Here is a 23892-nt window from a genome sequence, read left to right on the forward strand (position 1 = left end):
CCCAACGATGCGCAGCGATCCAGCCCTTGCCCATCTCGCCGGTGTCATCGTCCATGACGAGGTCGTGCCCGCCCGCGCGCCGTGGCTGTGCCCGGTCGCCAAGGGGCAAACGCTGCGAATCGTCGACCTCGAAGGCAATCAGGCGGTTGATTTCCTGATCTACGCCGCCGCCGATGATGCCGAGCGCTATTCGGCGCAGGATACGGTCTCGGCGCAAGGCAATCTGTTCCTGCGCGAAGGCACGGTGCTGCTTTCGAACGAAGGCAACCCGATGATGACGATCACCGGCAGCGCGGTCGATTATCACGACACCATCGGCGGGGCCTGTTCGTGCGAAAGCAACACCTTGCGCTATGGCCACCACACCAAGGCGCAACATGCCTGTGTCGACAATTTCCTTGAGGCCAATCTGCGCCAAGGGCGCGGCAAGCGCGACATTGTCTCCAACATCAACTTCTTCATGAACGTGCCGGTCGAGGAAGATGGCACGCTTGGCATTGTCGATGGCATTTCCGCACCAGGCCTCACGGTCGATCTGCGCGCGGAGATGGATGTGATCGTGGTCGTGTCGAACTGCCCGCAGATCAACAACCCCTGCAACGGCTTCAACCCGACGCCCGTGCGCATGATCATCACCGCATGACCTTCGACACCGTCCTCGTTGCCAATCGCGGTGCGATTGCCACGCGGATCATCCGCACGCTGCGCCGCATGGGCCTGCGTTCGGTGGCAGTCTATTCCGAAGCGGACGCCGGATCGCTTCATGTCGCCGCTGCCGATGAAGCGATCTGCATCGGCCCGGCGTCGGCGAGCGAGAGCTATCTCAACGTGGCGGCGATCCTTGCGGCTGCCAAGGCAAGCGGGGCGGGCGCAATCCATCCCGGCTATGGCTTCCTTGCCGAAAATGCCGAATTTGCCGAAGCCTGCACGGCGGCAGGGATTGCCTTTATCGGGCCGACCCCTGCCAATATCCGCGCCTTCGGGCTCAAGCATTCGGCGCGCGAGCTTGCCCTCGCCCACGGCTTGCCGCTGGCGCCCGGCACCGATCTTTTGACCGACGAAAGCGAGGCTGTCTCCGCAGCGGCGCGCATCGGCTTTCCCGTCATGCTCAAAGCCACGGCGGGCGGCGGCGGCATCGGGATGCGCATTTGCCATGATGAAGCCGCGGTGCGCGAAGGTTTCGCGGCAGTGGCCCGGCTTGGCCAAGGCAATTTCGGCGATGCAGGGGTGTTCCTAGAACGCTACATCGCCCGCGCGCGCCATATCGAGGTGCAGATCTTCGGCGATGGCTCGGGCCGCGTCATGGCGCTGGGTGAACGCGACTGTTCGCTCCAGCGACGCAACCAGAAAGTCGTCGAGGAAGCGCCCGCACCCTGCCTGTCCGATGCCAAGAGGGCCGAACTGATCGCCGCTGCCGTTCGGCTGGGCGAAGCAGCGGCCTATCTTTCGGCGGGCACAGTCGAATTCCTTTTCGATGCCGAGCGGCAGGAATTCTACTTCCTCGAAATGAACACCCGGCTTCAGGTCGAACACGGCGTCACCGAAGAGGTGATGGGGATCGATCTCGTGGAATGGATGGTGCGCGGCGCGGCAGGCGATTTCGCTTTCCTCGATGCCCCCGCCCCGACGCCCAAAGGCCACGCGGTGCAGGTGCGGCTCTATGCCGAAGACCCGGCGCAGGATTATCGCCCGACTTCGGGCACGCTGACGCATGTCGCCTTACCGATGGATATCCGGGCCGAAACATGGGTGATGGCGGGCAGCGAGGTGAGCGCGTGGTATGATCCCATGCTCGCCAAGCTGATTACCCATGGCGCCACCCGCGAACAGGCGATCGGTGCGATGCAGGCCGCGCTCGCGGCCAGCCGGGTGGACGGGATCGAAAGCAACCTGCGCTGGCTGCGCGACGTGCTGCGCGATCCCGGCTTTACCAGCGGCGCGGTATCGACACGGCTTCTCGAAGGGGTCATCTACACGCCCCGTTCGGTGCGGGTGACGAGCGGCGGGGCTTCCACCACCGTGCAGGATTGGCCGGGGCGGCTTGGCTTGTGGAATGTCGGTGTGCCGCCATCAGGCCCGTTCGATGATCGCTCATTCCGGATCGGCAATCTGTTGCTCGGCAATCGCGAAGGCACGGCCGGGCTTGAGATTACCGCGAGCGGGCCGAGCCTCACCTTTGATGCGCCCGCGCGCCTTTGCCTGACCGGCGCGGATTTCGGCGCAAAGCTCGATGGCGAGCCGGTGCCGCGCGGCGAAGTGATCCATGTCGCTGCCGGGCAGAGCCTCACCATGCGGCGGGCTTCGGGCGGCGGCCTGCGCGGCTACATCCTGTTTGCAGGCGGGCTGGATATTGCGCCCTATCTCGGCAGCACCGCAACCTTCACCCTCGGCCAGTTCGGCGGCGCCCATGCCCGCGCGCTGGTGGCAGGCGATGTGCTGCATCTGGGTGACGCAGCCTGCGCGCCCGAACAGCCGGCGCTTGCCTTGCCCGCGCTGGGGGACGTGTGGGAGCTGCGCGTGCTTTATGGCCCGCACGGCGCGCCGGATTTCTTCACGCCCGATGATATCGAACAGTTCCTCGCCGCCGAATGGCAGGTGCACTACAATTCCAACCGCACCGGCGTGCGGCTTGTCGGGCCCAAGCCGGAATGGGCGCGGCGCGATGGCGGCGAAGCCGGGCTGCACCCTTCGAACATCCACGACAATGCCTATGCCATTGGCGCGGTCGATTTCACCGGCGACATGCCGATCATTCTGGGGCCGGACGGGCCCTCGCTTGGCGGATTCGTGTGCCCCTTCACCGTGATTTCCGCTGACCGGTGGAAAATCGGCCAACTTTCCCCGCAAGACCGCGTGCGCTTCGTGCCGGTGACGATCGCCGATGCCGTGGCGGCAGAGCGCGCCGCACCCGGCACGCCGCAACCCGCGACCCCGCCCCGCGATATTGCCACGCTTTCGCCGATCCTGGCGCAAACCGCCGCCCACGGTGCCCGCCCGCAGACGACGTATCGCCAGCAGGGAGATCGCAACATCCTCGTCGAATATGGACCGATCGTGCTCGATATCGAGCTGCGTATCCGGGTCCATGCGCTGATGCGCGCGCTGGAGGACATCGCGCTGCCCGGGGTGATCGACATCACCCCCGGCATCCGTTCGCTGCAAGTGCATTTCGATCCGGCCGTGCTGACGCAGCAAGCGGCGCTGGCCGCGCTGGTGGCGGCCGAAGACCGCATGGGCGATCTGGAGGATTTCACCGCGCCCTCGCGGATCGTCCACCTGCCCCTGAGCTGGCGTGATCCGGCGATCACCGAAACCATCGCCAAATACATGGGCGCGGTGCGCGATGATGCCCCGTGGTGCCCCGACAACATCGAATTCATCCGCCGCATCAATGGCCTTGCCGATGCCGACGCGGTGGAACGCGTGATCTTTGATGCGAGCTACCTCGTGCTGGGGCTGGGCGATGTCTATCTCGGCGCGCCGGTCGCCACCCCGGTCGATCCGCGCCACCGCCTCGTCACCACCAAGTACAATCCGGCGCGCACCTGGACTCCGCCCAATGTCGTCGGCATCGGCGGCGCCTACATGTGCATCTATGGGATGGAAGGCCCCGGCGGCTACCAGCTGTTCGGGCGCACCCTGCAAGTGTGGAACACCTATCGCCCGGCTGGCAGCTTTACCGAAGGCAAGCCATGGCTGCTGCGCTTCTTCGATCAGATCCGCTTCTATCCCGTCTCGGCGGAAGAGCTGGCCGAATGGCGGCGCGATTTCCCGACCGGGCGCAAGCAGGTGCGCATCGAGGAGAGCGAATTCCGGCTGGCGGACTATCGCGCCTTCCTCGAGGAAAACGCCGAAAGCATCGCCGCCTTTGCCGCCACGCGCGAGGCGGCCTTCAACGCCGAGCGCGCCGCGTGGGAAGCCAGCGGCGAGTTCGACCGGGTCAGCACCTTGCTCGCCGCCGATGCGGGCAGCAGCGATGCGGCGGATATCGACATCCCCGAAGGCGCTGATCTGATCGAGGCGCCCTTTGGCGGGAGCGTGTGGAAGCTGCTTGTCGCGCCCGGCGATACCGTGGCAGCGGGCGATGTGATCGCGGTGATCGAAGCGATGAAGATGGAATGCCCTTTTGAAAGCCCGGCGGATGGCACCATCGCCGCGCTCTACATTGCGGAACGCCATGCGCTGCAACCCGGCACCCCGATGCTGGCTTTGAGGAGGCATTGATGGCCCGGTTTGACCGTCTCAGCGCTGCCGCCATTGCCGCCGCCGTTGCCTGCGGCGCGACCAGCGCGGAAAGCGTGATGGCTGAAACTCTCGCGCGGATCGAAGCCTATGACGCGGTGCAACCGCAAGTCTGGATCAGCCGGGCCGAGCCGCAAGCCTTGCTCGCCGAAGCCCGCGCCATCGATGACCGGATCGCGGCGGGCGAGCAGCTCCCGCTCGCCGGGGTGCCCTATGCCGCCAAAGACAATATCGATGTGCCGGGCATGGCCACCACCGCCGCCTGCCCCGCCTTTGCCTATGAGCCCGCAGCCGATGCCGGGGTGATCGCACGGCTGCGCGCGGCGGGCGCAATCTGCGTGGGCAAGACCAATCTCGATCAGTTCGCGACCGGCCTTGTCGGCACACGCAGCCCCTATGGCATCCCGCGCAACGCCTATAACCGCGCCTATGTCAGCGGCGGTTCGAGCAGCGGCTCGGCGGTGGCGGTCGCAGCGGGGCTGGTCGCCTTTGCGCTGGGCACCGACACCGCCGGATCAGGCCGCGTGCCCGCTGCTTTCCAGCACCTTGTCGGCCTCAAACCCTCCAAAGGCCGCTGGAGCACGCGCGGGCTGGTGCCCGCCTGCCGCTCGATCGATTGCATTACGGTGTTCACCGACAAGGTATCCGATGCCCGATTGGTCGATGGCGTAGCGGCAGGCTTTGATGCGGGCGATCCCTATTCCAAGCCGCTGGCCGACACGCCCTTGGCGCCGCGCCGTATCGGTGTGCCACTGCCGCACCAACGCGTGTTCTTTGGCGATACGCAAGCCGAATATTTCTACGACCGCGTGCTCCACACGCTCAGCCAAAGCGCCGAGCTGGTCGCCATCGACATTGCTCCGCTGCTCGAAGCCGCGCAGCTGCTTTACGGCGGGCCGTGGGTGGCCGAACGGACGGCGGCGGCAGAACGCCTGTTGCTGGGCAATCCCGAGGCGATTGATCCCACAGTGCGCAGCATCATCGCCCCCGGACTGGACATGCGCGCGGTGGATCTGTGGAACGGCATCTATCGCCTCGCCGCACTCCAGCGCCACGCCGACACCATGTGGCAGGATATCGACGCGCTCGCCTTCCCCACCACCGGCACGACCTATCGCGTGGCCGAACTGCTGGCGGAACCTGTCGCGCTCAACAGCAATCTGGGACGCTACACCAATTTCGTAAACCTGCTCGACATGGCGGCCATCGCCGTGCCGGCGGGCACGCGCGAGAACGGCACCGGCTTCGGCATCACGCTGATCGGCCCTGCCGCGACCGATATCGCTCTGATGGACTTGGCCGAAACCTTCCTTGCCGCAGCGGATAACCCGCCGCCCCCGCCGCTTGATCTGGGAGACCGTATGGATACCGTCAAACTCGCCGTGGTTGGCGCGCATCTCGAAGGCATGCCGCTGCATTGGCAGCTCACCAGCCGCGACGCGAGGTTCGTCGGCGCGTTTGAAACCGCACCGACCTACCGTCTTTATGCCATGGCCGATAGCGTGCCGCCCAAGCCGGCGCTTATCCACAGCACTGATGGCGCGGCGATCAAGGTCGAGGTCTACGAGCTTGGCCTTGCGGAGTTCGGCAGCTTCGTGGCCGAAGTGCCGCCGCCGCTGGCGATCGGCACGGTGACGCTCGCCGATGGCAGCAGTGTCAAAGGCTTTGTCGCCGAGCCGCGCGCGCTGACGGGGGCTGAGGACATCACCCATCTGGGCGGGTGGCGCGCCTTCATGGCCGGGCGCTGACAGGAGAGGAGCAAGCCGAGTGAGCGGGGAAAGCTGGCGGGACGTGATTGCCGGTCTCGGGCTTGGGGAAGCCCGCGATGCCGCGCACGCCCGCGCGCTCCTCGGGGAACGGCTCGCCGCACTGGAACGCGCACGTGACGCGGCCGAAGCGGCAAACGAAGCGAAAACGCGCTTTCTCTCCAGCATCAGTCACGAGATCCGCTCCCCGCTCAATGCGATCTATGGCTATGCGCAATTGCTCGAACGCAATGATGGTGCAGGCAGCCTGAAGGCCGCCAAGGTGATCCGCCGTTCGTCGGAGCACTTGTCGAACCTCATCGAAGGCCTGCTTGATATTGCGCAGGTCGAAAGCGGCTCGCTCAAGCTGAGCCGGGAGGCGGTCAGATTCCGCGCCTTTCTCGACCAGATTATCGACATGCTCGAATTGCAAGCGAGCGCCAAGGGGCTCAGCCTGGCGCTGGATATGCCCCCCGGCCTGCCCGAATTCGTGCGGACTGATCCCAAGCGGCTGCGCCAGATCCTCATCAATCTCATCACCAATGCGATCAAGTTCACCGATCAAGGCGCTGTCACGCTCAAGGTGCATTACCGCAACGAGCTGGCGACGTTCGAGGTGATCGACACCGGGATCGGCATCGCACCCGCTGATATGGAGCGGATCTTTGCCCCCTTCGAACGCGGCGAAGGCGCGGCGCAGGAACGCTCCGGGGTCGGGCTTGGCCTCGCGATCACGCAGGCGCTGGTGCAGATCATGGGCGGCGACATCCGGGTTGAAAGCACGCCCGGCAAGGGCACGCGCTTCACGGTACGGCTGATGCTGTCGAAGCCGCTGGCCCCGCCTGTCGAAGCGCCTGCCTCGCGCTCGCTCGCCCATTATCTTGGCCACCGCCGCACGGTGCTGGTGATTGATGATGATGCCGCCCACCGCGACATGCTGAAAGGCTTGCTCGAACCGCAGGGGTTGCGGGTGCTGGTGGCCGAGAATGGTCCGCGCGGGCTGGCACTGGCAGCCGAAGCGCAGCCCGATCTCGTGCTGCTTGATGTGATGCTGGGCCGCGAGAATGGCTGGCGGATTGCCGAAGCCTTGCGCGAGCGGATCGGGCCGGAGCTGAAGATCGTGATGCTGTCAGGCGAAATGCCCGAACCCGATGCCATGCCTGCGCGCGGGCCTGCCAATGATCTGTTTGTGACCAAGCCCTTCGCCATCGACGCCCTGCTCGATGTGCTGGCGCAGCAGCTCGCGCTGGCATGGCCTGCGGAGAGGGGCGCGTTTGCGGGCAGCAGCAGTCCGCCGCAGCTGCCCGCCGCGCTCGCCAAGGCCGCGGCGCCGCATCTCTCCCGGATCGCGGAACTGGTGCGGATCGGCCACGTCCGGGGGATCGAGGCGGAGATCGATGGTCTTGCCCGGCTCGGCCCGGACGCGGATGGCATCGTCACCGAAATGCGCAGCCATCTCGACAGCTTCGATTTGCCCGCGCTGGCAGCCTGTTCGCAGAAAGCCTTGCACCCATGATCGGCAAAGCCCGCACCGCTGCCGCCACCGCGACGATCCTCGTGATCGATGATAATCCCGAATCGCTCCGGTTCATTGTCGATACGCTCGAAGATCAGGGCATGACCGTGCTGATCGCCCGCAGCGGCGAGGCTGCGCTTGATCTGCTGGCCCATACTGCGCCCGATCTCATCCTGATGGACGGGATGATGCCGGGGCTGAGCGGGCTCGAAACCACGCGGCGGATCAAGCGCGACACCGCGCATGCCCATATTCCGATCATCTTCATGACCGGGATTACCGAGCCCGATCATGTCGTTGCCGCGCTCGACACCGGCGGGGTTGATTATGTGCGCAAGCCGATCGTGATCGACGAATTGCTGGCGCGTATCCGCGTCCACCTTGCGAATGCCCGGCGGTCCTACCGCTCGCAGCTTGCGCTGGGGCGGGCCGGACGCTCGCTGGTGGCGCTGGGTGCGGATGGCACGCTGGCGTGGTGCACCCCGCAGGCCGAAACGCTGTTCCGGCAGATCGATCCGGCGTGGGATGAAAATGGCGAGCGTCTGCCTGCCGGAATCGAACCCGCCGTGCTGCAATTGCTGCGCGACACCGAAGGGCGCAGCGCGCTCAAGCTCGATATCGCGGGCGTAACCGTCGAGATCGCGCGCAGCGAGAGCGATCAGCCGACCGAAATGCTCGTCAAGATCACCGAGATCGGGGAAGCCTCGAAGGTGCGCCTGATCGAGGCGCGCAGCGGCTTGACACACCGCGAGGCGGAAGTGCTGCTTTGGGTGAGCTATGGCAAGACCAATCGGACGATCAGCGAGATCCTCGGCATCAGCCCGCGCACCGTGAACAAGCATCTCGAACAGATCTTCAAGAAGCTGGGGGTCGAGACCCGCGCCGGGGCGACAGCGCTCGCGGTGCGGATGATGGAGGAATAGCCGCGCGCCTGCCGCGCTCCGCCTGCATACGACTACGTCATTTGGACACTACTTTCGCACCGCACAATTGGGGCAGACCACCGGCAGAGGGTCGAGGGCTGGTCGGGCCTGCCAAGCGTGCGTGCGGCGATCCTGATCGGCCTTCTCCAACAGCGTGATCGGAGTGACACATGGCCGGAGTGCAGGTTGGTAAGCGGATCATCGGGGCGGATGCACCGGTGACTGTCGGCTGGGAGAACATCGACCGGGTGCAAGGCGGCCCGCTCAAACAGGCCTTCTTCACCTATTTCCAGCCGGTCGTGCTCTTCGCGCTGATCGCCTTCTGGTACAACGCCCCCAATGAATGGGCGCTCGCCTCGGTCGGGATCTGGATCGGGCTGGGGTTCAAGGTGCTGCTGCTGGCGCTCGAATGGGTCAATCCGCGCTATCGCAGCTGGCAGCTGACGTGGAAGGAATTCGCCACTGATCTGTTCTATGTCGGGCTTGGCTACACCGCCTTGCGGATGATCAGTGGCTATTTCGGCGATGATGTGATGATCGAGGCCATCCGGGGCGCGATGGATTGGGACAAGTTCACCTGGTTCATCGGCCTGCCGCTGCTGGTGCAGGCGATCCTGATCTCGATGATATTCGATTTCGGGCAGTACTGGATGCATCGCGGGATGCACAACTGGTATCCGCTGTGGCTGACCCACGCGCCGCACCACTACATCACCCAGCTGAACATCAACAAGGGCGCGGTCGGCAACCCGATCGAGCTGTTTCTGATCGGCCTCGGCATTGGCGGATTCTTCGATTTCCTGCCGCGCGCCTTCCTGATTGCAGGCGCTTTCGGCATGGCGGTGGGCACCTATCAGCACATCAATGTGCGCTTCAACACGCCGCGCTGGTGGCGCTTCATCTTCAACACCACCGAACATCATTCGGTGCACCACGCGCAGGATTACGAGGCCACCCGCAGCAATTATTCGGGGACATGGATCCTGTGGGATCGCCTGTTCGGCACCTGTGTCGATGGCGAAGCCGAACTGCTCGGCATGGAGGGCGGCCGGCGCATGGATATCGGCGAGACCATGGTCTTCCCCTTCACCCAGGCGTGGAAAGACATGAAAGCGCGCCGTGAACAGCGACAGGGCCTTGGCGGCGCGAGCGCGCCGCAGCTTGAGCCTGCCGAATGACCCGGCTGCGCGTTCCCTACGTCGAAAAGATCTGGCGCATCGAAGACAGTCTGGTGGTCGAGGTGCCGTTGACGCCGGACGAGGCGTTCGCCCGGCTTGATCCGCTGTTCCAGACCGATGGCACCCGCTACGCGATCGAAGGCGATACGCTCGGCTATCTCAAGACCAATCCGCGTGCGCAGGACAAGCTGGCGACCTTCACCAGCGGCACCTTGCGGGTGGAACCGGCGCAAGGCGCAACGCGCCTGACCTACCAGGCCGCGAGCACGGCGCTGCTGCTGTGTTTCCTCGCGCCCTTGCTGTTCCTGTTCTTCGCGCAAGTGATGGAAGCCGCCAACCAGTGGGAGCGCGCCAAGGCCGAAGCGTCTGAAACCGCCAAGAAGAACAAGCCGGACGAGGCGAAGGACAAGCCCCTGCCCAAACTGCACCCGATCGATGTGATGCTCGGCGCGCCCGCCCCGAAAGATCCCAAGGCCGACAAGGACAAGCAGAAAGAACCCAAGGAGAAGTTCAAGACAACGCCCGCCTATGCGCTTGCCGGGCTGTTCTTCGTGCTCTTCCTTGTCGGACGGGTGCTCGAACCGTGGCTGCTCAAGCGCACTTTCCGGCAGGCGCTCACGCGCCCGCATGGCGAAGCCGCCATGGTGGATGGCGGTTCGGATGATCCCGATCCGGCGCGCGCTGCACCTGCATGAATGCCTGCATCCGCCCGGCTGCCCTGCATGACTGATCTTGCGCCCCTGCTCTACGCCTTGCCCGTGCTGCTGATCGCAGGCGCCGCAGCGGGATTTGCAGGCGGGTTGTTCGGAATTGGCGGGGGCTTTGTGGTGGTCCCCGCGCTGATGTTTCTGCTGCCGCTGATGGGGGTCGCGCCCGATCAGGTGGCGCATGTTGCGGTGGGCACCTCGCTGGCTTCGATCATTGTCACCTCGCTGCGGTCAACCCAGGCCCATGCGCAGCGCGGCGCGGTGGATTTCGCGCTGCTCAAAAGCTGGGCCGGATGGGTGGTGCTGGGCACGGCCATCGGCACCGGGCTCGCCAACTTCGTCTCCGGCAACCAGCTCGCGCTGATTTTCGGCAGCGGCGTGCTGGGCTTTGCGGCCTATTTCCTGATGCCCGCGCGGCAAGGTGCACCGCGCTTTGCCGGGCTTCCCACCGGATTGCCGCGCGCCGGGCTTGCGAGCGCGCTCGGGGTCTTTTCCACCCTGCTCGGGATCGGCGGGGGCACCTTGACGACCTTGACTATGACGGTGTGCGGCGCGCCGATCCACCGTGCTATCGGCACGGCCGCCGGCATGGGCGCGATCATTGCGGTGCCCGCCACCATCGGCTTTGCGATCATCGGCATGAACGAGCCCGGCACCGGCTGGGGCGCTGTCGGCTATGTCCACCTGCCCGCAGCATTGGCGCTGATTGCCACCTCGGTGGTGTTCGCCCCGCTGGGCGTGGCCACCGCGCACTTCCTCGCGCCCGCGATGCTGCGGCGGGTGTTCGGCGTCTATCTCGCGCTGATCGGCGTGCTGATGATCACGAAATTCTGAACCAGCCCCTCGCCTCAAGGAGAGCCGCTCATGCCTGTCACCACCCGCCGAAGCTTTCTTGGTGCCGCCAGCCTCGTCAGCGGCCTTGCCGCTGCCCCACTGCCAGTGCTGGCCGCGGCCCCGCGGGGCGAACCCGATTTCGGGCCGAAGATCGGGCAGGCCCTGCTGAGCCGCAACGAAAACCCCTATGGCCCCGCCGCTTCAGCCTTGCGCGCGATCAGCGAGAGTGCGCAGATGGGCTGCTACTACACTGATCGCGGCACCGAAAAGCTCACCGCGATGATTGCCGAGCGTCATGGCGTCAGCCCATCGCAGGTCGTCATCGGTGAAGGTTCGACCGAGATCCTCTGCGCCATCGCGCTGGCCTGGGGCCGCAAGGGTGCCATCCTCTGCCCCGATCTGTTTTGGGATACCACCGTGGTGTATGGCGAGCGGCAGGGCGTGCAATCGATACGCGTACCGCTTGCCGCTGATATGAGCCTCGACCTCACCGCTCTCGCCGCCAAAGTGACTGACGGGGTCTCGCTGATCCAGATCTGCAACCCCAACAACCCCACAGGCATGCTGATCCCGGCGGCTGATCTGCGTGCCTTTGCTGCCTCTGCCGCGCCCAAGGCGACGGTGCTGATCGACGAGGCCTATAATGAATTGACCGATCGCCCCGATGACAATGCGATGATCGATCTGGTGCGCAGCGGGCTCGATGTGATCGTGTGCCGCACCTTCTCCAAGATCTATGGCATGGCGGGGCTGCGGGTCGGCTACGCGATCACCTCGCAAGACAATGCCGAACGGATCCGCGCCCATTTGATGAGCTTTGGCGGCAATCTGGCCGGGATCGCGGCGGCGATTGCCAGCTATAACGACACCGCTTTCCTCAACCAGTCGCGCGCAATGGTGCTGGAAGGCCGCGCGATGATCATGGATGCAGTCGCCAAGGCGGGGCTGACGGCCCTGCCCTCGCAGACCAATTTCGTCTTCGTGAAGGTGCCCGATGCCAACGCGCTGCGCGATGCGATGGGCGAACGCGGCATTGCCATTCGCGGTGCCTATGGCGCGGCATGGCGCGGCTATTCGCGCGTCAGCACCGGCAAGCTCGACGACGTCGCGCGCTACGCCGCGGCCTTGCCCGAACTAGCACAACGCCTCTGGGGGTAAGGCGCTCTCTGCGCCCCCTTCCCCTTGCCCCTTGCCAAGTCGCACGCGGCGAGGCAGCCTCTCCAATCATAACAGGGGGAGAGGGGATCATGAAACATCGCGCCGCAGGCCTGCGGGCCGCTGCTGCCATGGGCGTGCTTGCACTGGCCGCGCAGGCCCCGCTGGCCGCACAGGATGCCGCGAGCGACTTTACCATGGCCGCCAACCGCGCCCTTGCCGAACGGCTCGATCTTTCAGGCGGGCAGGACGAGGCCGAAGCGCTGCGCGGCAAGATCGCCGAAATCCCCGATGGCCTGATCACCAAAGCCGATGGCGCGGTGGTGTGGGATTGGCGGCCCTATGCTTTCCTTGAAGCCGCCGATGCCCCCGCCAGCGTCAACCCGTCACTGTGGCGTCAGGCGCGGCTCAACCGCATCCACGGCCTGTTCGAAGTGGTGCCCGGCGCGATCTGGCAGGTGCGCGGCTATGATATCTCAGTGATGACGATCGTGCGCGGGCAATCGGGCTATATCATCATCGACCCGCTCACCGCCGAGGAAACCGCCGCAGCCGCCTGGCAGCTGGCGATGGCGCATCTGCCGCAATTGCCGATCCGTGCGGTGATCTTCACGCACAGCCATTCCGATCACTTCGGCGGCGTCGGGGGGATCATCACGCGCGAGCAGGCGCTCAGGGACGGCATCCGCATCATCGCCCCGCACGGCTTTTCTGAAGAAGCCGTTGCGGAAAACGTGCTCGCGGGCACCGCCATGGCACGGCGGGCGACTTACATGTTCGGCACCTTCCTTGCGCCGGGGCCGCGCGGGCAGATCGACACCGGGCTCGGCCCGCGCCTGCCCGCAGGCACCATCGGCTATATGGAGCCGACCGAGACGATCCCGCAAAGCGGCGGCACGGTGATGATCGATGGCCTTACCTTCGATTTCATGGATGCCGGCGGGACCGAAGCGCCTTCAGAATTCATGTTCTACATCGCCGATTACAAGGCGCTGCACACCGCTGAAGTCGCCACCAGGGTGCTGCACAATGTGCTCACCCTGCGCGGCGCGCAGGTGCGCGATCCGCTGGTCTGGTCAAAGGTGATCGACCGCGCCTTGCAGAAATGGGGCGGCGTCGCGGACCTCGCGCTGGCCTCGCATGGCTGGCCCTTATGGGGCAACACGCGGGTGCAAACCTATCTGGCGGGCCAGCGCGATGCCTATCGCTATGTTCATGATCGCACGCTCAACCGCGCCAATAACGGCGCGACCCTGCACGAAGTGGCCGATGGCATCGCCGATGCGCCGGTGCAGCAAAGCGCCTTCGACACACGCGGCTATTACGGCACGCTCAATCACAATATGAAGGCGACCTACCAGCGCTATTTCGGGTGGTGGGACGGGGTTCCGGCACATTTCAACCCGCTCCCCCCGGCGGAGTCGGCCAAGCGCTATGTCAAGCTTGCAGGCGGGCCCGACAAGCTGCTGGCGGCGGGCAAGGAAGCGCTGGCAGCAGGCGAATATCGCTGGGCGGCAGAGCTGCTCAACCATCTGGTGTTTGCCGAGCCCGCCAATGCGGCGGCACGCAGCGCGCTGGCTTCAGCCTATGAGCAATTGGGCTATCAGGCGGAATCCGGCGCGTGGCGCAATTACTATCTCGCCGGCGCAGCCAGCCTGCGCGGGACAGCGCGCACCACCGCGGTATCGAGCGCGCAGAGCCGCGCCTATATCGAAGGGATCCCGACCGAGGCGCTGTTCGATGCGCTCGCCACCCGCTTCGATGCTGACAAGGGGCGGGCGCTGCGCGGGCAGTTCCAATTCATCCTGCCCGATCGCGGCGAGCACGTGGCCATCGAGGTCGGCGGCGGGGTCGAATTACCGCGCTATGGCAGCCGCTTTGCTGCGCCCACCGCGACGATCACGATTGACCGCGCGGCGCTTGATGATGTGACACTGGGCGCGGCGACCTTCCCGCAACTGGTGCAAGCAGGGCGGGTAAAGATCGAGGGCAATGTCGCTGCCTTCGGGCAGTGGTTTGCGCTGCATCCGCCCTTCGATCCGCGGTTTGCCGTGGTCGAGCCCTAGGCCCGACGCAAAACCGCCGGGACACAGCGGGCGAAAACCCGATGTATCCCGGCGGTGTTGCCAAGCAGGGGAAGACTCCTCGGCCCGTTGGATCAGAAGCGCGTCGTCACCCCGAGGAAGAACGAGCGACCGATACCCGACACCGGATAGGCCGAGCTCGACAGGTAGGGCTCTTCATCGGTCAGGTTGTTGATCCCGCCGTAGAAGGTCATCCGGTCGGTCGCATCAAGATTGAACGACAGGTTGTGGATCCAGTAATCCTTGGCGAAGCCAGCCGGGCCGAATTCGGTATCAATCCGTTCGATCTGGATCACCGAAGCCAGTGCGGTCGATTCAATATACTGGACCCCGTAGCTGAGCGTGAAGGCCCCGCGGTTCCAGGTTGCCGAACCGAAGCCCGACCATTCCGGCGCGCCCAACTCCCGAAGGCCCGGGTTGACCAGCGTGGTGTCAACCGGATCGAAGAAGCGATCAAGCCGCTCGGTCCAGTTGCCGGCAACCCGGAAGTTGAAGTTGTTCTTGCCGATGTCAAAACCGTAGTTCGCCTGGAAGTCGATCCCGCGGGTTTCCAGCTGTGCGAAGTTGATCTGGGTCTGACGCAGGAAGTTGAGACCCAGGAACGTCGCCGAACCAGCCGTGCGGTTACGCGTGAACAAGCCGCAGAAATCATTCGGGAAGGTCGGCAGATCATAACAGGTGTCGACGATATCCTGCGCCGTCACTGCCTGAATGGCGTCCTCGATCTTGATCGAATAGTAATCGGCCGAGAACGACAGGCCCGGCACGAAGCGCGGCTGTACCACGGTGCCGATCGTGAAGGTGGTGGCGGTTTCCTCCTGCAGATTGGGGTTGCCGCCCGAGGTGCCCGAGAAGCGCGCGGTGAGCGGATCCTCATAGCCGACCGGGATACCATCCGCTCGGCAATTGTTCAGGCGGTTCTGCGCCGTCGGATCATTGCTGGCAAGCAACCGGTCGATATTGGATTGGCTGCACGGATCATTGGGACGGAAGGTCGCGCCCTGCTGCGGATCGAACAGTTCCGCGATGTTGGGCGCACGGATCGCGCGGGCATAGGTGCCGCGGAACCGGATATCGGGAATGGGGGCCCAGACGCCGTTGACGTTCCAGGTAAAGTTCCCGCCGACAGTCGAATAATCAGCGTAACGGCCGGCAGCCCCGAAGCTCAGCTCGTAGAAGAAGGGCATATCCTTCAGCACGGGCAGATTGATCTCGGCAAAGGCTTCGCGGACGTCAAACGAGCCGCCTGCGTTGAACTGACGCGTCGCCGCATCGAAGACCAGCTGCTGGTTAGGCGAAACATCGCCGATGAAAGTCCCGGCCGGCCCTGCGGGCGAATTGGCCGGCAGGATGCCCAGGATCAGGTCATCAAAGCGCGAGCTCGACTTTTCCTTGCGGTATTCGGCACCGACTAGGAAGCCAACCGCCCCACCGGGCAGGTTGAAGAAGCCGCTGGTATCGCCGCTGAGAAGACCCGTCACCACGGTCTGTTCCAGACGGAAGCGGTTGGTGGTCGGGGTGGTGATGAAATCAACCCCGGCCTGGCTCACCGAATTGACCCCGCGGAACAGGTTCACCGGCGCGCATTGGCCATCGCCGGGGCGGAAGGTGAAGAAGCCGGGGGCGATCACCGGGAAGAATTCCGAACCGGGGTGCGGAGGGGCCGCCGGGTTCACCGTCGAACGGCACGCCGGTTGGCCGGTGCGCGGATCGGTGACGACATCAATAGCCGCGAACAGGCGATCATAGCGCACCGAATTGCTGAAGGTGTTCTCGTTGTCGGTGCGGCCATAATTGCCGACGAGCTCGTACTTGAGGTTCGAAGTGATCTCGCCCTCAATCCCGGCAACAATCCGGTAGGTGTCGCGCTTGGCCGTGGAAATGCCCGGCCCGAGATCAAGGAAGTCACGGCTGACCCGCAGACCGCCCGCGTCGGCCGCATCGGCGCGCAACACCTCGGGAATGAAGGGGTTGTCCGGCGCGATGAACAGGCTGTCGTAGAAGGTGTTGTAATTGTTCCGGCTCAACGTGTTGGTGCGGACGTATTTGGCATCGACCCAGATCTGGGCAGCGGGCGAGAACTCGAAATTGGCCCGCAGGTTGGCGTAAATGCGCTCCGATTCCGGGATCAGCGAGGTTTCGTTGGTGCGTTCGACCGCACCATCACCGCCGAACTGGTTGGCGCCGGTCGAAATGATGCCATCACGGAACGGGCGCACCGTGCCATCATCATTGGTGACAAGGCACCCACCGCCGCCCAGGCCGGTACGGCCGATATAGCTTTCGTTACAATCGGGAATGCCGTTGTTGTTGGTGTCGGCCGTGAAGAAATCGAAATCATTACGGAAAATCAGGCCGCGGTTCGATGAAATAGCAAAGCGCGGATCAGCGCCAATCACAAAGGCTGACGAATTCGCCGCCCGATCAACCAGCGCCTGCTCGGCGGCGGTAATGCCGCCCGGGAACAGGGTGGCGACTTGCGCGGGCGTCGGGATCAGCGGCCCGGACGGGAAACGCGTGTTGCCCGGCCCGGGGCCACCAAGCCGGAACCGGTTGGCGAAGTTGGGCATGGTTGCCGCGTTGATATCGCCGCGCTGGAAGCGGCGCAGCGGGTTGGCGTAAGTGGTCGAATTGTTGCCACGGCCGTTGTCACGGGTGAATTCGCGATCACCCATGAGGATTTCATCATCCTGGGTGTAGCCTGCTGCCAGCGTCACGTTGCCGCGTCCGCCAGCGAAATTCTGCCCGACAATACCTTCGATGCGGTAGCTGCGCCCATCGCCTCTGGAGGAAATGCCCATCTGGCTATCAATCATGATGCCTTCGTAGTCGCGCTTGAGCTTGTAGTTGACCACACCCGTGACAGCGTCAGCACCATAGACCGCCGAGGCCCCGCCGGTGAGCACCTCGACCTGTTCGATCAGCAGCCGCGGGATCGTCGCCACGTCCACCGTCTGCGATCCGGCAACGCCCGACACGTGCCGCCAGCCATCAATCACCACCAGCGTGCGGTTGGCCCCAAGCTGCCGGAGATTGAGCGTGGCCTGACCGACCCCGCCCGCGCCGCGCTCAAGCGAATCGGCGACCGTGCCCGACGAAATCAGCGCCGGAATCTGCCGCAGCGCAGCGGTCACATCGGTTGTCCCGAAATTCTGGAAATCGGCATTGGTCAGCGTGCTGACCGGCAGGGGTGCGGTGGCATTCGGATCGCGCGAAATGCGCGAGCCGGTAACCGTGATCGGTGCACCGGCATCCTCGGTGATTTCCCGCTCCTGATCGACATCTTGCGCAGCCGCGCTCTCGGGCGAAAAGCCCGCCGTGAGCACCAGAGCACACGCCAAAGCCGGCATCGAAACCGCGTTGAACCGTTTGATCGCGTTAGTCATAATCTTCCCCCTTTGCACTGCGCTCAGCGGCGTGCGGCCCTGCGGCAGGACAAACCCACCGCTACCAACCCTGCTTGCCCTGACCTTCGCAGCAGCGCTTTTCGGCGGCATGCCACGGCAAGATCGGGATCGCACCCGTTACGCTTGACAGAATGTTACAGCGATTGCCCCCGCCATCATCCCGCCCCCAGATCATTCACGATATTTCTTCGCTCGTGAATTATCGGCAACTTAGTTGCTTGGAAGCCTGCAAAGCAAGGCCCACTAACAATTATCAACCGCGCTTCGCTGCTGGGGGCGCAGTTTGTTGCAAAACCGCAACAATCAGAACCCGGATCAACGACTCAATGCCATCGTCCGACTGCATGCAGCCGTTTCCGCGCCTTGTTTTCAAACGCTTAATTGCAGCCCAGCACTTTCACCCGGCAGGCTGATCGGTTTCCGCAAGAATTCGTCCGATCGCAGCGATCAGCTCCTCGGACTTGTAAGGCTTCTTGAGCAGCTCGAACGCATCGTGCTGGGCGATCCCCAATTCATCGAAGGCGCTGGCGGGGAAGCCCGAAGTGAAAAGCACTCTCATCCGCGGGGCGATCGGCCTGACTTTCTCGGCGAGTTGCACGCCATTGATGCCGCCAGGCATAATGATGTCGGTGAACATCAGATCAAACGCGGTGTCCTTGGCCAGCAAAGCCAGTGCCGCTGCGCCATCAGGTACAGCCACAACCTGGAAACCGGCGTTGCCCAGCAGCCGTTCAACGTGCCCGCGCACCTCGGCCTGATCCTCGACCACAAGGATGCGAATATCCGCGCTGACGAGCTTGGAGCCTGCGGCATTGATCGGTTTCTTGGGCTTTCGCGAAGGCTTGGTGATGGGGAGATAGAGGTTCACCACTGTCCCCTCGCCCAGTTCGCTGTAGATTTGCACCGTACCGCCCGACTGCCGGGCAAAGCCATAGACCGTGCTGAGCCCGAGCCCGGTGCCCTTGCCCACGTCCTTGGTGGTAAAAAACGGCTCGAACGCCTTGGCGATCACCTCCGGGCTCATCCCCGACCCATTATCAGTGACACTGATGCAGACATATCGTCCGGGTGCCAGATCAGGCTTGCTGGCGATCATCCGCGATGAAATGGTCACCACCTCGCAAGCAATCTCGACTTTGCCGCCCTTATTGCCAAGCGCATCGCGCGCGTTGACGGCGAGATTGATGATCGCCTGTTCGAGTGCCCTGCCATCAACCTCGATCGGCTCGAGATCGGGCGCTACGCGGATCGTGAGGTCGATGCTCTCGGTGAGGCCCGAGCGCAACAGCACCGCGACATTGTCGATCAGTTCGGCGAGGTTGACCGATGAGGTGTTGAGATAACCCTGTCCCGAGAACGACAGCAAGCGCGAAGTCAGGCTGGCAGCAGCTTCGGCTGCCTGCATGATCAGCGCCACGGATTCCGCATCTTCGCCTTGCAGTTCGGCCATCTCGAGCAATTCGGCATTGCCCTGGATGATCATCAGCAGATTGTTGAAATCGTGAGCTATGCCGCCCGTCATCTGACCGACCGCCTCGAGCGCGCGGGACCGGGTGAAGCCTTCCTGCTGGCGTTTCTCGACCGTAACATTGCGGCAGGTGCCAACGGTGCGATAGGCCTTGCCATCGGGGTGACGCAGAATGGAGGCCTTGACCTCCAAATCAATGACCACTCCCTGCGTGTCCTTGAGCCGGAATTCGCACTGCCAGCGGTCCGCCTCGGATGCGAGCGCGGCCATCACGGACGTGGTGACGCGCTCGCGATCTTCATCGACAACATATTGCACCCAGCGCGAGGGGTCATTGCCCGAGCCATCGAATTCCACGCCAAGCTTGGCGGTCCAGTTGGGGGTGATCCAGAAGGTGTCCTCGTCGAAATCGTGATCCCACAAGACGTCGCTGACACTGTCGGCAACGATCCGGAAACGCTCCTGTTCGCGCGCGAGGCGATGGGCCGCCTCTGTTTCAGCCGTCACATCGCGGGCAATGCCGACAATGCGCGGCCCGTAGGTGGATTCGCGCACCTCGGCGATGATCGCCATGTGCATCACTTTCCCATCGGGACGGTTGAACCGGACCGTGACGGAATAGCCTTCCTCGTTCCGCAGCGCTGATTCCATCAGCTTTTCATATCCCGGGTGATCATCGGGATGGATGCGCGAGAGGAAGGTTTCAGCCCTGGCCGGGAACAGATCGGGCGCAAGGACGGTCATCTCCAGCAATTCATCAGACCAGTGCAACCGATCGTGATTGATCCAGTAATCAAACACGCCGATCTTGGCGACCGAGCGTGCAATCTGGAAATACTGCTCGGTCTCACGGCCTTGCAGGATCGATTCGTCGAGATCCGCTTCGAGCTTCTTTTCCTGCGTAATGTCGCGGATGGCACCGACCACGGCCGTGGTCCGGCCATTTTCCCCCAGCATCGCTTCGCCAAGCACACGCAGCAGCATTGGCGTGCCTTTGCTGCTGTGGGCGCGCACTTCGGCCTGATAGGGCGTCTGGGTCTTGATGCACGCCTCGAGCATGGCGATCATCATTTGCCGATCGGGCTCATCGACAAAGGTGATGCAATCGGTAACGCTCGGCGGGGCTTCGTGCTTGTCCCATTCCCAGATGTCGTAGGCCCCATCCGACCACAGCACCTTGTCCTCGTCGATATCATAGCCCCAAGTGCCGACCCGGGCGATCTTCTCGCCGCTGGAAATCAGTCGCAGATCCCGTTCGTGCTGTTGCTTGATCTTGCGGAGCTTGGTGAGATCTTTCTGGATCGACAGATAGGCGATGGTCTCCCCATTATCGTCTTTTAGGGGCGAAATATGCAACCCGGCCCAGAAAGGGGTGCCATCCTTGGTGTAGTTAAGAATGGTCTCTTCGACCCGCTCCCCCTCGATCAGACGCTGGATGATCCGCGAGGCGACAACCGGATCAGTATCCTCGCCCTGAAACATCTTGGGCGACTGGCCGATCAGCTCATCGCGGGCGTAGCCCGTGGCGTTTGCCATCGCCTGGTTGACGTAAACGATCCGCGGCCCACCGCGACGCGTCAAATCGGCATCAGTGATAAGCACGAATTCAGCGAGTTGATCGAGCGCATACTCGGACAGGCTGGCCGATTTCGTGGTCGCTTGGCTCATGCGCACCTCTCTCCGAAGGGCTGAAGGTCAATCCAGCGGCGCATGACAATAGGGCAAGACCAAGCAAAGGGAAACAAAGCAAATGATCTCAAATCGCCACCGAAAATCGACATGATATGGTGCGGCCTGGTCCGGTTGGATCAAGGGGATGATTTTGCCTTTCTGCGCGGACGGATTGTCGTGGAAATCCCCTTGACGGCAGAGATCAGATCAATCGCCTTGTATGGCTTTTGGAGAAGATCAAACCCTTCCCATGCATGGACACCGACTTCGGCAAAGGCGCTCGCCGGAAAGCCTGATGTGAACAAGACTTTCATCTTGGGCAGGATCCGGGACGCGGCATCAGCAAGCTGCACGCCGTTCATGCCGCCAGGCATGATCACATCGGTGAACAGCACATCGAAGACCTCGCCCGCTTCGAGACGGGCCAAGGCTGCACTGGCATCCTCGGCACTGGCGACCTCGTAACCGGCGCGAGTCAAAAGTTTTTCGACATGGCGCCGAACCTCGGGCTGATCTTCGACTACCAGGACCGTGATCCCCTTGGCATTGCCTTCGATCTAGGTCTCGCTCACCGGATCGCGCGCCACCTGCTGGTTCGTGCTGACCGGGAGATAGAGCTTGATCGTGCTGCCATGGCCAAGCTCGCTGGTGATCTGCAAGGCGCCGCCCGATTGCCGGGCAAAGCCATAGGCCGAACTCAGTCCCAGCCCGGTGCCTTTGCCCACATCCTTGGTAGTGAAAAACGGTTCGCAGGCCTTGGCGATCACCTCATCGCTCATGCCCACGCCATTATCGGAAACGCTGATGCAGACATAATCGCCGGGCGCAAGATCATAGGTCGCGCCCACCATCTCATCCGTGACGAGGTGGTTGTTCCCTGCTATGATGATCTTGCCGCCCGTCGGCATGGCATCGCGGGCGTTGACCGCCAGATTGATGAGCGCCTGTTCCAACGCGGTCGCATCGACTTCAATATCGCGAATGTCGCTGGCAATGTCGCTTTCGATGGTGATCGCGCTCGTCAGCCCTGATTTGAGCAGCGGCAGCAATTCGTCCATCAGATCGCGCAGATTGAGATGGGTGTTGTTGAGCCGGGTCTGGCCGGAGAAGGACAGCAGCTTGGCTGTCAGATTGGCAGCCGCTTCCGATGCCTTGGTGATCAACTGGATGGATTCGCGATCCTCTTCATCAAGCTGGCTCATCGCCAGCAATTCGGCATTGCCGTGGATGATCATGAGGAGGTTGTTGAAGTCATGCGCGACGCCGCCTGTCATCTGGCCGACGGCTTCAAGGGCCCGCGATCGGGTGAAGCCTTCCCGCAAGCGTTTCTGCTGGGTCACATTGCGCAGGTTGCCGAGCAGGCGATAGGCCCGGCCATCCTCGTGGCGCAGGATCGAAGCATTGATCTCGACATCGACCCGCCTGCCTTCGGTATCCACAACCCTGAATTCGCGGCTCCATACCGGGGTATCGGATTTCAGGGCTTCGATCAGCGAGGCCCAGGTTTCCTCGCGATCTTCCGGGGCCACAAAATCAGCCCACCTCCCCGGAACAAACTGGCTGGTGTCGACCACCAACCCGAGCTTTTCCGACCAGCTGGGTGAAACCCAGCAACTGTTCTGCTCGATATCGAAGTCCCACAGCACATCGCTTACTGTGTCGGCGATGATGCGGAAGCGCTCTTGCTGAAGCTTGAGCAGGTTGGAGGCGGCGACTTCCTCGGTGACATCGCGCGCAATGCCGACAATGCGGCGGTCGCCATCCTCGTCATGCACTTCGGCGATGATATGCATGTTCATCACCTCGCCGTCAGGACGATGAAACCGTATTGTCAGGCTGTAATCTTCGCCTTGCGCGATCGCCCGGCCGAACAATTCATCGAACACGGGCCGGTCCGCCGGATCGATCCCGGAAACGAACGCTTCGGCCGGAGCGGGCCATGGCCGGTCGCTCAGCCCGGTCATCTCGAGCAGCTCGTCCGACCAATATTGCAGATCCTGCCCGACCGAATAATCGAACGTACCGATCTTCGCCGCCTGCCGCGCGCTGGCGAAATAGCGCTCCATCTTGCGACTGTGCGTGAGCGTTTCGATCAGCCGGTCAAGCACCCGCTGCTGGCCGGTGATGTCACGAATGGCGCCGACAACCGCGGTGGTCTTTCCGTCATCCCCCAGCAAGGGTTCGCCGCGGATCACCAGTCGCAGCGGGGCCCCCTTATCGGTGAGCCCGGCAAACTCGTGCTCGAACGGCACGGCATCGCGAATGCACCGCTCCATCAGTTCGACCATCACCAGACGATCAGCCGGGGCGAAAAATCTCAGATGGTCTTCGGCTGTGGCCGGCGCATGGCCCTTTTCGAGATCGAAGAGCGTGTAGGCCCCGTCCGACCACAAGATGCGATCATCGCCGAGATCAAAGCTCCACGTGCCGAGATCGCCGATGATCTCGCCGGCCGAGAACAGCCGCCGGTCCCGCTCGCGCGCGGCAAGCGCCAGGCGCTTTTCGGTGACATTGCGCTGCACCGACAGGAAAAAGCGAACCTTGCCATCCGCATCCCGGATCGGCGCAATATTGAGTTCGGTCCAGTAGGGGCGGCCTTCCTTGGTGTAGTTGAGCACCTCCTCGCGCACGGTAAGGCCCGATTTGAGCCGAGCCTTGACCCGTGCCAACGTGGCCTTGTCGGTGTTCTCGCCCTGAAAGATGCGCGGGGACTGCCCGATCAGCTCCGCCTCGGCGTAGCCGGTCGTCTCCATCAGCGCACGGTTCACATAGATCATGCGCGGGCCACCGTCGCTGTCGGCGTCACCTTCTGTGATGATCACAAAATCCGACACGCGATCAAGCGCAAACAGAGGAAGCCAATCGAAGCCCTGCTGCAATTCGACCATGCCATCCCCCTGCCCTTGACTGCGGCGCCTAGGTCGTGCCCCAGGGTTTCGCAATAAAGTTAAGCAACGCTGCG

14 protein-coding genes are annotated in these 23892 nt (G+C 63.4%); 10 read left to right on the forward strand and 4 right to left on the reverse strand.

The window, feature by feature from the left end; all coding sequences use genetic code 11:
* Positions 1 to 7: 7 nt before the first annotated feature.
* The 10 genes from SOQ14_RS04925 (at position 8) to SOQ14_RS04970 (ending at position 14366) form a co-directional block, all read left to right on the forward strand.
* Positions 8 to 643, forward strand: coding sequence for an urea amidolyase associated protein UAAP2 (locus SOQ14_RS04925; RefSeq protein WP_322896946.1), 636 nt, complete (start codon positions 8 to 10; stop codon positions 641 to 643).
* A complete protein-coding gene (gene uca, locus SOQ14_RS04930; protein WP_322896947.1) occupies positions 640 to 4224 on the forward strand; it encodes an urea carboxylase in 3585 nt (1194 codons plus the stop codon). Before SOQ14_RS04925 ends, uca begins: the two co-directional genes overlap by 4 nt.
* Positions 4224 to 5990 (forward strand): allophanate hydrolase, encoded by a 1767-nt coding sequence (gene atzF / locus SOQ14_RS04935; protein ID WP_322896948.1) that lies wholly within the window; start codon positions 4224 to 4226, stop codon positions 5988 to 5990. The genes uca and atzF overlap by 1 nt, the downstream gene beginning before the upstream one ends.
* Before the next feature lie 19 nt (positions 5991 to 6009).
* Positions 6010 to 7503: an ATP-binding response regulator gene (locus SOQ14_RS04940; RefSeq protein WP_322896949.1), complete on the forward strand. Its 1494-nt coding sequence runs from the start codon at positions 6010 to 6012 to the stop codon at positions 7501 to 7503.
* Complete coding sequence (locus SOQ14_RS04945) at positions 7500 to 8426, forward strand: response regulator (RefSeq protein WP_322896950.1); 927 nt, start codon at positions 7500 to 7502, stop codon at positions 8424 to 8426. The genes SOQ14_RS04940 and SOQ14_RS04945 overlap by 4 nt, the downstream gene beginning before the upstream one ends.
* A 170-nt stretch (positions 8427 to 8596) precedes the next feature.
* The gene (locus SOQ14_RS04950; RefSeq protein ID WP_322896951.1) at positions 8597 to 9604 is read left to right on the forward strand and encodes a sterol desaturase family protein; all 1008 of its coding nucleotides are present in this window, start codon (positions 8597 to 8599) and stop codon (positions 9602 to 9604) included.
* A complete protein-coding gene (locus SOQ14_RS04955) occupies positions 9601 to 10299 on the forward strand; it encodes a hypothetical protein (protein ID WP_322896952.1) in 699 nt (232 codons plus the stop codon). The genes SOQ14_RS04950 and SOQ14_RS04955 overlap by 4 nt, the downstream gene beginning before the upstream one ends.
* 27 nt (positions 10300 to 10326) lie before the next feature.
* On the forward strand, positions 10327 to 11145 hold the full coding sequence (locus SOQ14_RS04960; protein WP_322896953.1) for a sulfite exporter TauE/SafE family protein: 819 nt from the start codon (positions 10327 to 10329) through the stop codon (positions 11143 to 11145).
* A gap of 30 nt (positions 11146 to 11175) precedes the next feature.
* Complete coding sequence (locus tag SOQ14_RS04965; protein WP_322896954.1) at positions 11176 to 12303, forward strand: pyridoxal phosphate-dependent aminotransferase; 1128 nt, start codon at positions 11176 to 11178, stop codon at positions 12301 to 12303.
* An 89-nt stretch (positions 12304 to 12392) separates the two neighbouring features.
* Positions 12393 to 14366, forward strand: coding sequence for an alkyl/aryl-sulfatase (locus SOQ14_RS04970; RefSeq protein WP_322896955.1), 1974 nt, complete (start codon positions 12393 to 12395; stop codon positions 14364 to 14366).
* A 92-nt stretch (positions 14367 to 14458) separates the two neighbouring features.
* Here SOQ14_RS04970 and SOQ14_RS04975 read toward each other — a convergent pair whose 3' ends face one another.
* The 4 genes from SOQ14_RS04975 to SOQ14_RS04990 all read right to left on the reverse strand — a co-directional run bounded on the left by SOQ14_RS04975 (position 14459) and on the right by SOQ14_RS04990 (position 23818).
* On the reverse strand, positions 14459 to 17770 hold the full coding sequence (locus SOQ14_RS04975) for a TonB-dependent receptor domain-containing protein (protein WP_322896956.1): 3312 nt from the start codon (positions 17768 to 17770) through the stop codon (positions 14459 to 14461).
* Positions 17771 to 18188: 418 nt separating this feature from the next.
* Positions 18189 to 20927: a PAS domain-containing protein gene (locus SOQ14_RS04980; protein ID WP_322896957.1), complete on the reverse strand. Its 2739-nt coding sequence runs from the start codon at positions 20925 to 20927 to the stop codon at positions 18189 to 18191.
* A 140-nt stretch (positions 20928 to 21067) separates the two neighbouring features.
* On the reverse strand, positions 21068 to 21487 hold the full coding sequence (locus tag SOQ14_RS04985) for a response regulator (protein ID WP_322897052.1): 420 nt from the start codon (positions 21485 to 21487) through the stop codon (positions 21068 to 21070).
* Entirely contained in the window at positions 21488 to 23818 is a 2331-nt protein-coding gene (locus SOQ14_RS04990) for a PAS domain S-box protein (protein WP_322896958.1), read from the reverse strand.
* Positions 23819 to 23892: the final 74 nt, after the last annotated feature.

Origin of the sequence: Erythrobacter epiphyticus (assembly GCF_034653295.1) — a bacterium.
Taxonomy (GTDB): domain Bacteria; phylum Pseudomonadota; class Alphaproteobacteria; order Sphingomonadales; family Sphingomonadaceae; genus Erythrobacter.

Coding starts and splice junctions, on each gene's coding strand:
- SOQ14_RS04925 (WP_322896946.1), top strand. CDS start 8: ATGCGCAGCGATCCAGCCCTTGCCCATCTCGCCGGTGTCATCGTCCAT.
- uca (WP_322896947.1), top strand. CDS start 640: ATGACCTTCGACACCGTCCTCGTTGCCAATCGCGGTGCGATTGCCACG.
- atzF (WP_322896948.1), top strand. CDS start 4,224: ATGGCCCGGTTTGACCGTCTCAGCGCTGCCGCCATTGCCGCCGCCGTT.
- SOQ14_RS04945 (WP_322896950.1), top strand. CDS start 7,500: ATGATCGGCAAAGCCCGCACCGCTGCCGCCACCGCGACGATCCTCGTG.
- SOQ14_RS04950 (WP_322896951.1), top strand. CDS start 8,597: ATGGCCGGAGTGCAGGTTGGTAAGCGGATCATCGGGGCGGATGCACCG.
- SOQ14_RS04955 (WP_322896952.1), top strand. CDS start 9,601: ATGACCCGGCTGCGCGTTCCCTACGTCGAAAAGATCTGGCGCATCGAA.
- SOQ14_RS04960 (WP_322896953.1), top strand. CDS start 10,327: ATGACTGATCTTGCGCCCCTGCTCTACGCCTTGCCCGTGCTGCTGATC.
- SOQ14_RS04965 (WP_322896954.1), top strand. CDS start 11,176: ATGCCTGTCACCACCCGCCGAAGCTTTCTTGGTGCCGCCAGCCTCGTC.
- SOQ14_RS04970 (WP_322896955.1), top strand. CDS start 12,393: ATGAAACATCGCGCCGCAGGCCTGCGGGCCGCTGCTGCCATGGGCGTG.
- SOQ14_RS04975 (WP_322896956.1), bottom strand. CDS start 17,770: ATGACTAACGCGATCAAACGGTTCAACGCGGTTTCGATGCCGGCTTTG.
- SOQ14_RS04980 (WP_322896957.1), bottom strand. CDS start 20,927: ATGAGCCAAGCGACCACGAAATCGGCCAGCCTGTCCGAGTATGCGCTC.
- SOQ14_RS04990 (WP_322896958.1), bottom strand. CDS start 23,818: ATGGTCGAATTGCAGCAGGGCTTCGATTGGCTTCCTCTGTTTGCGCTT.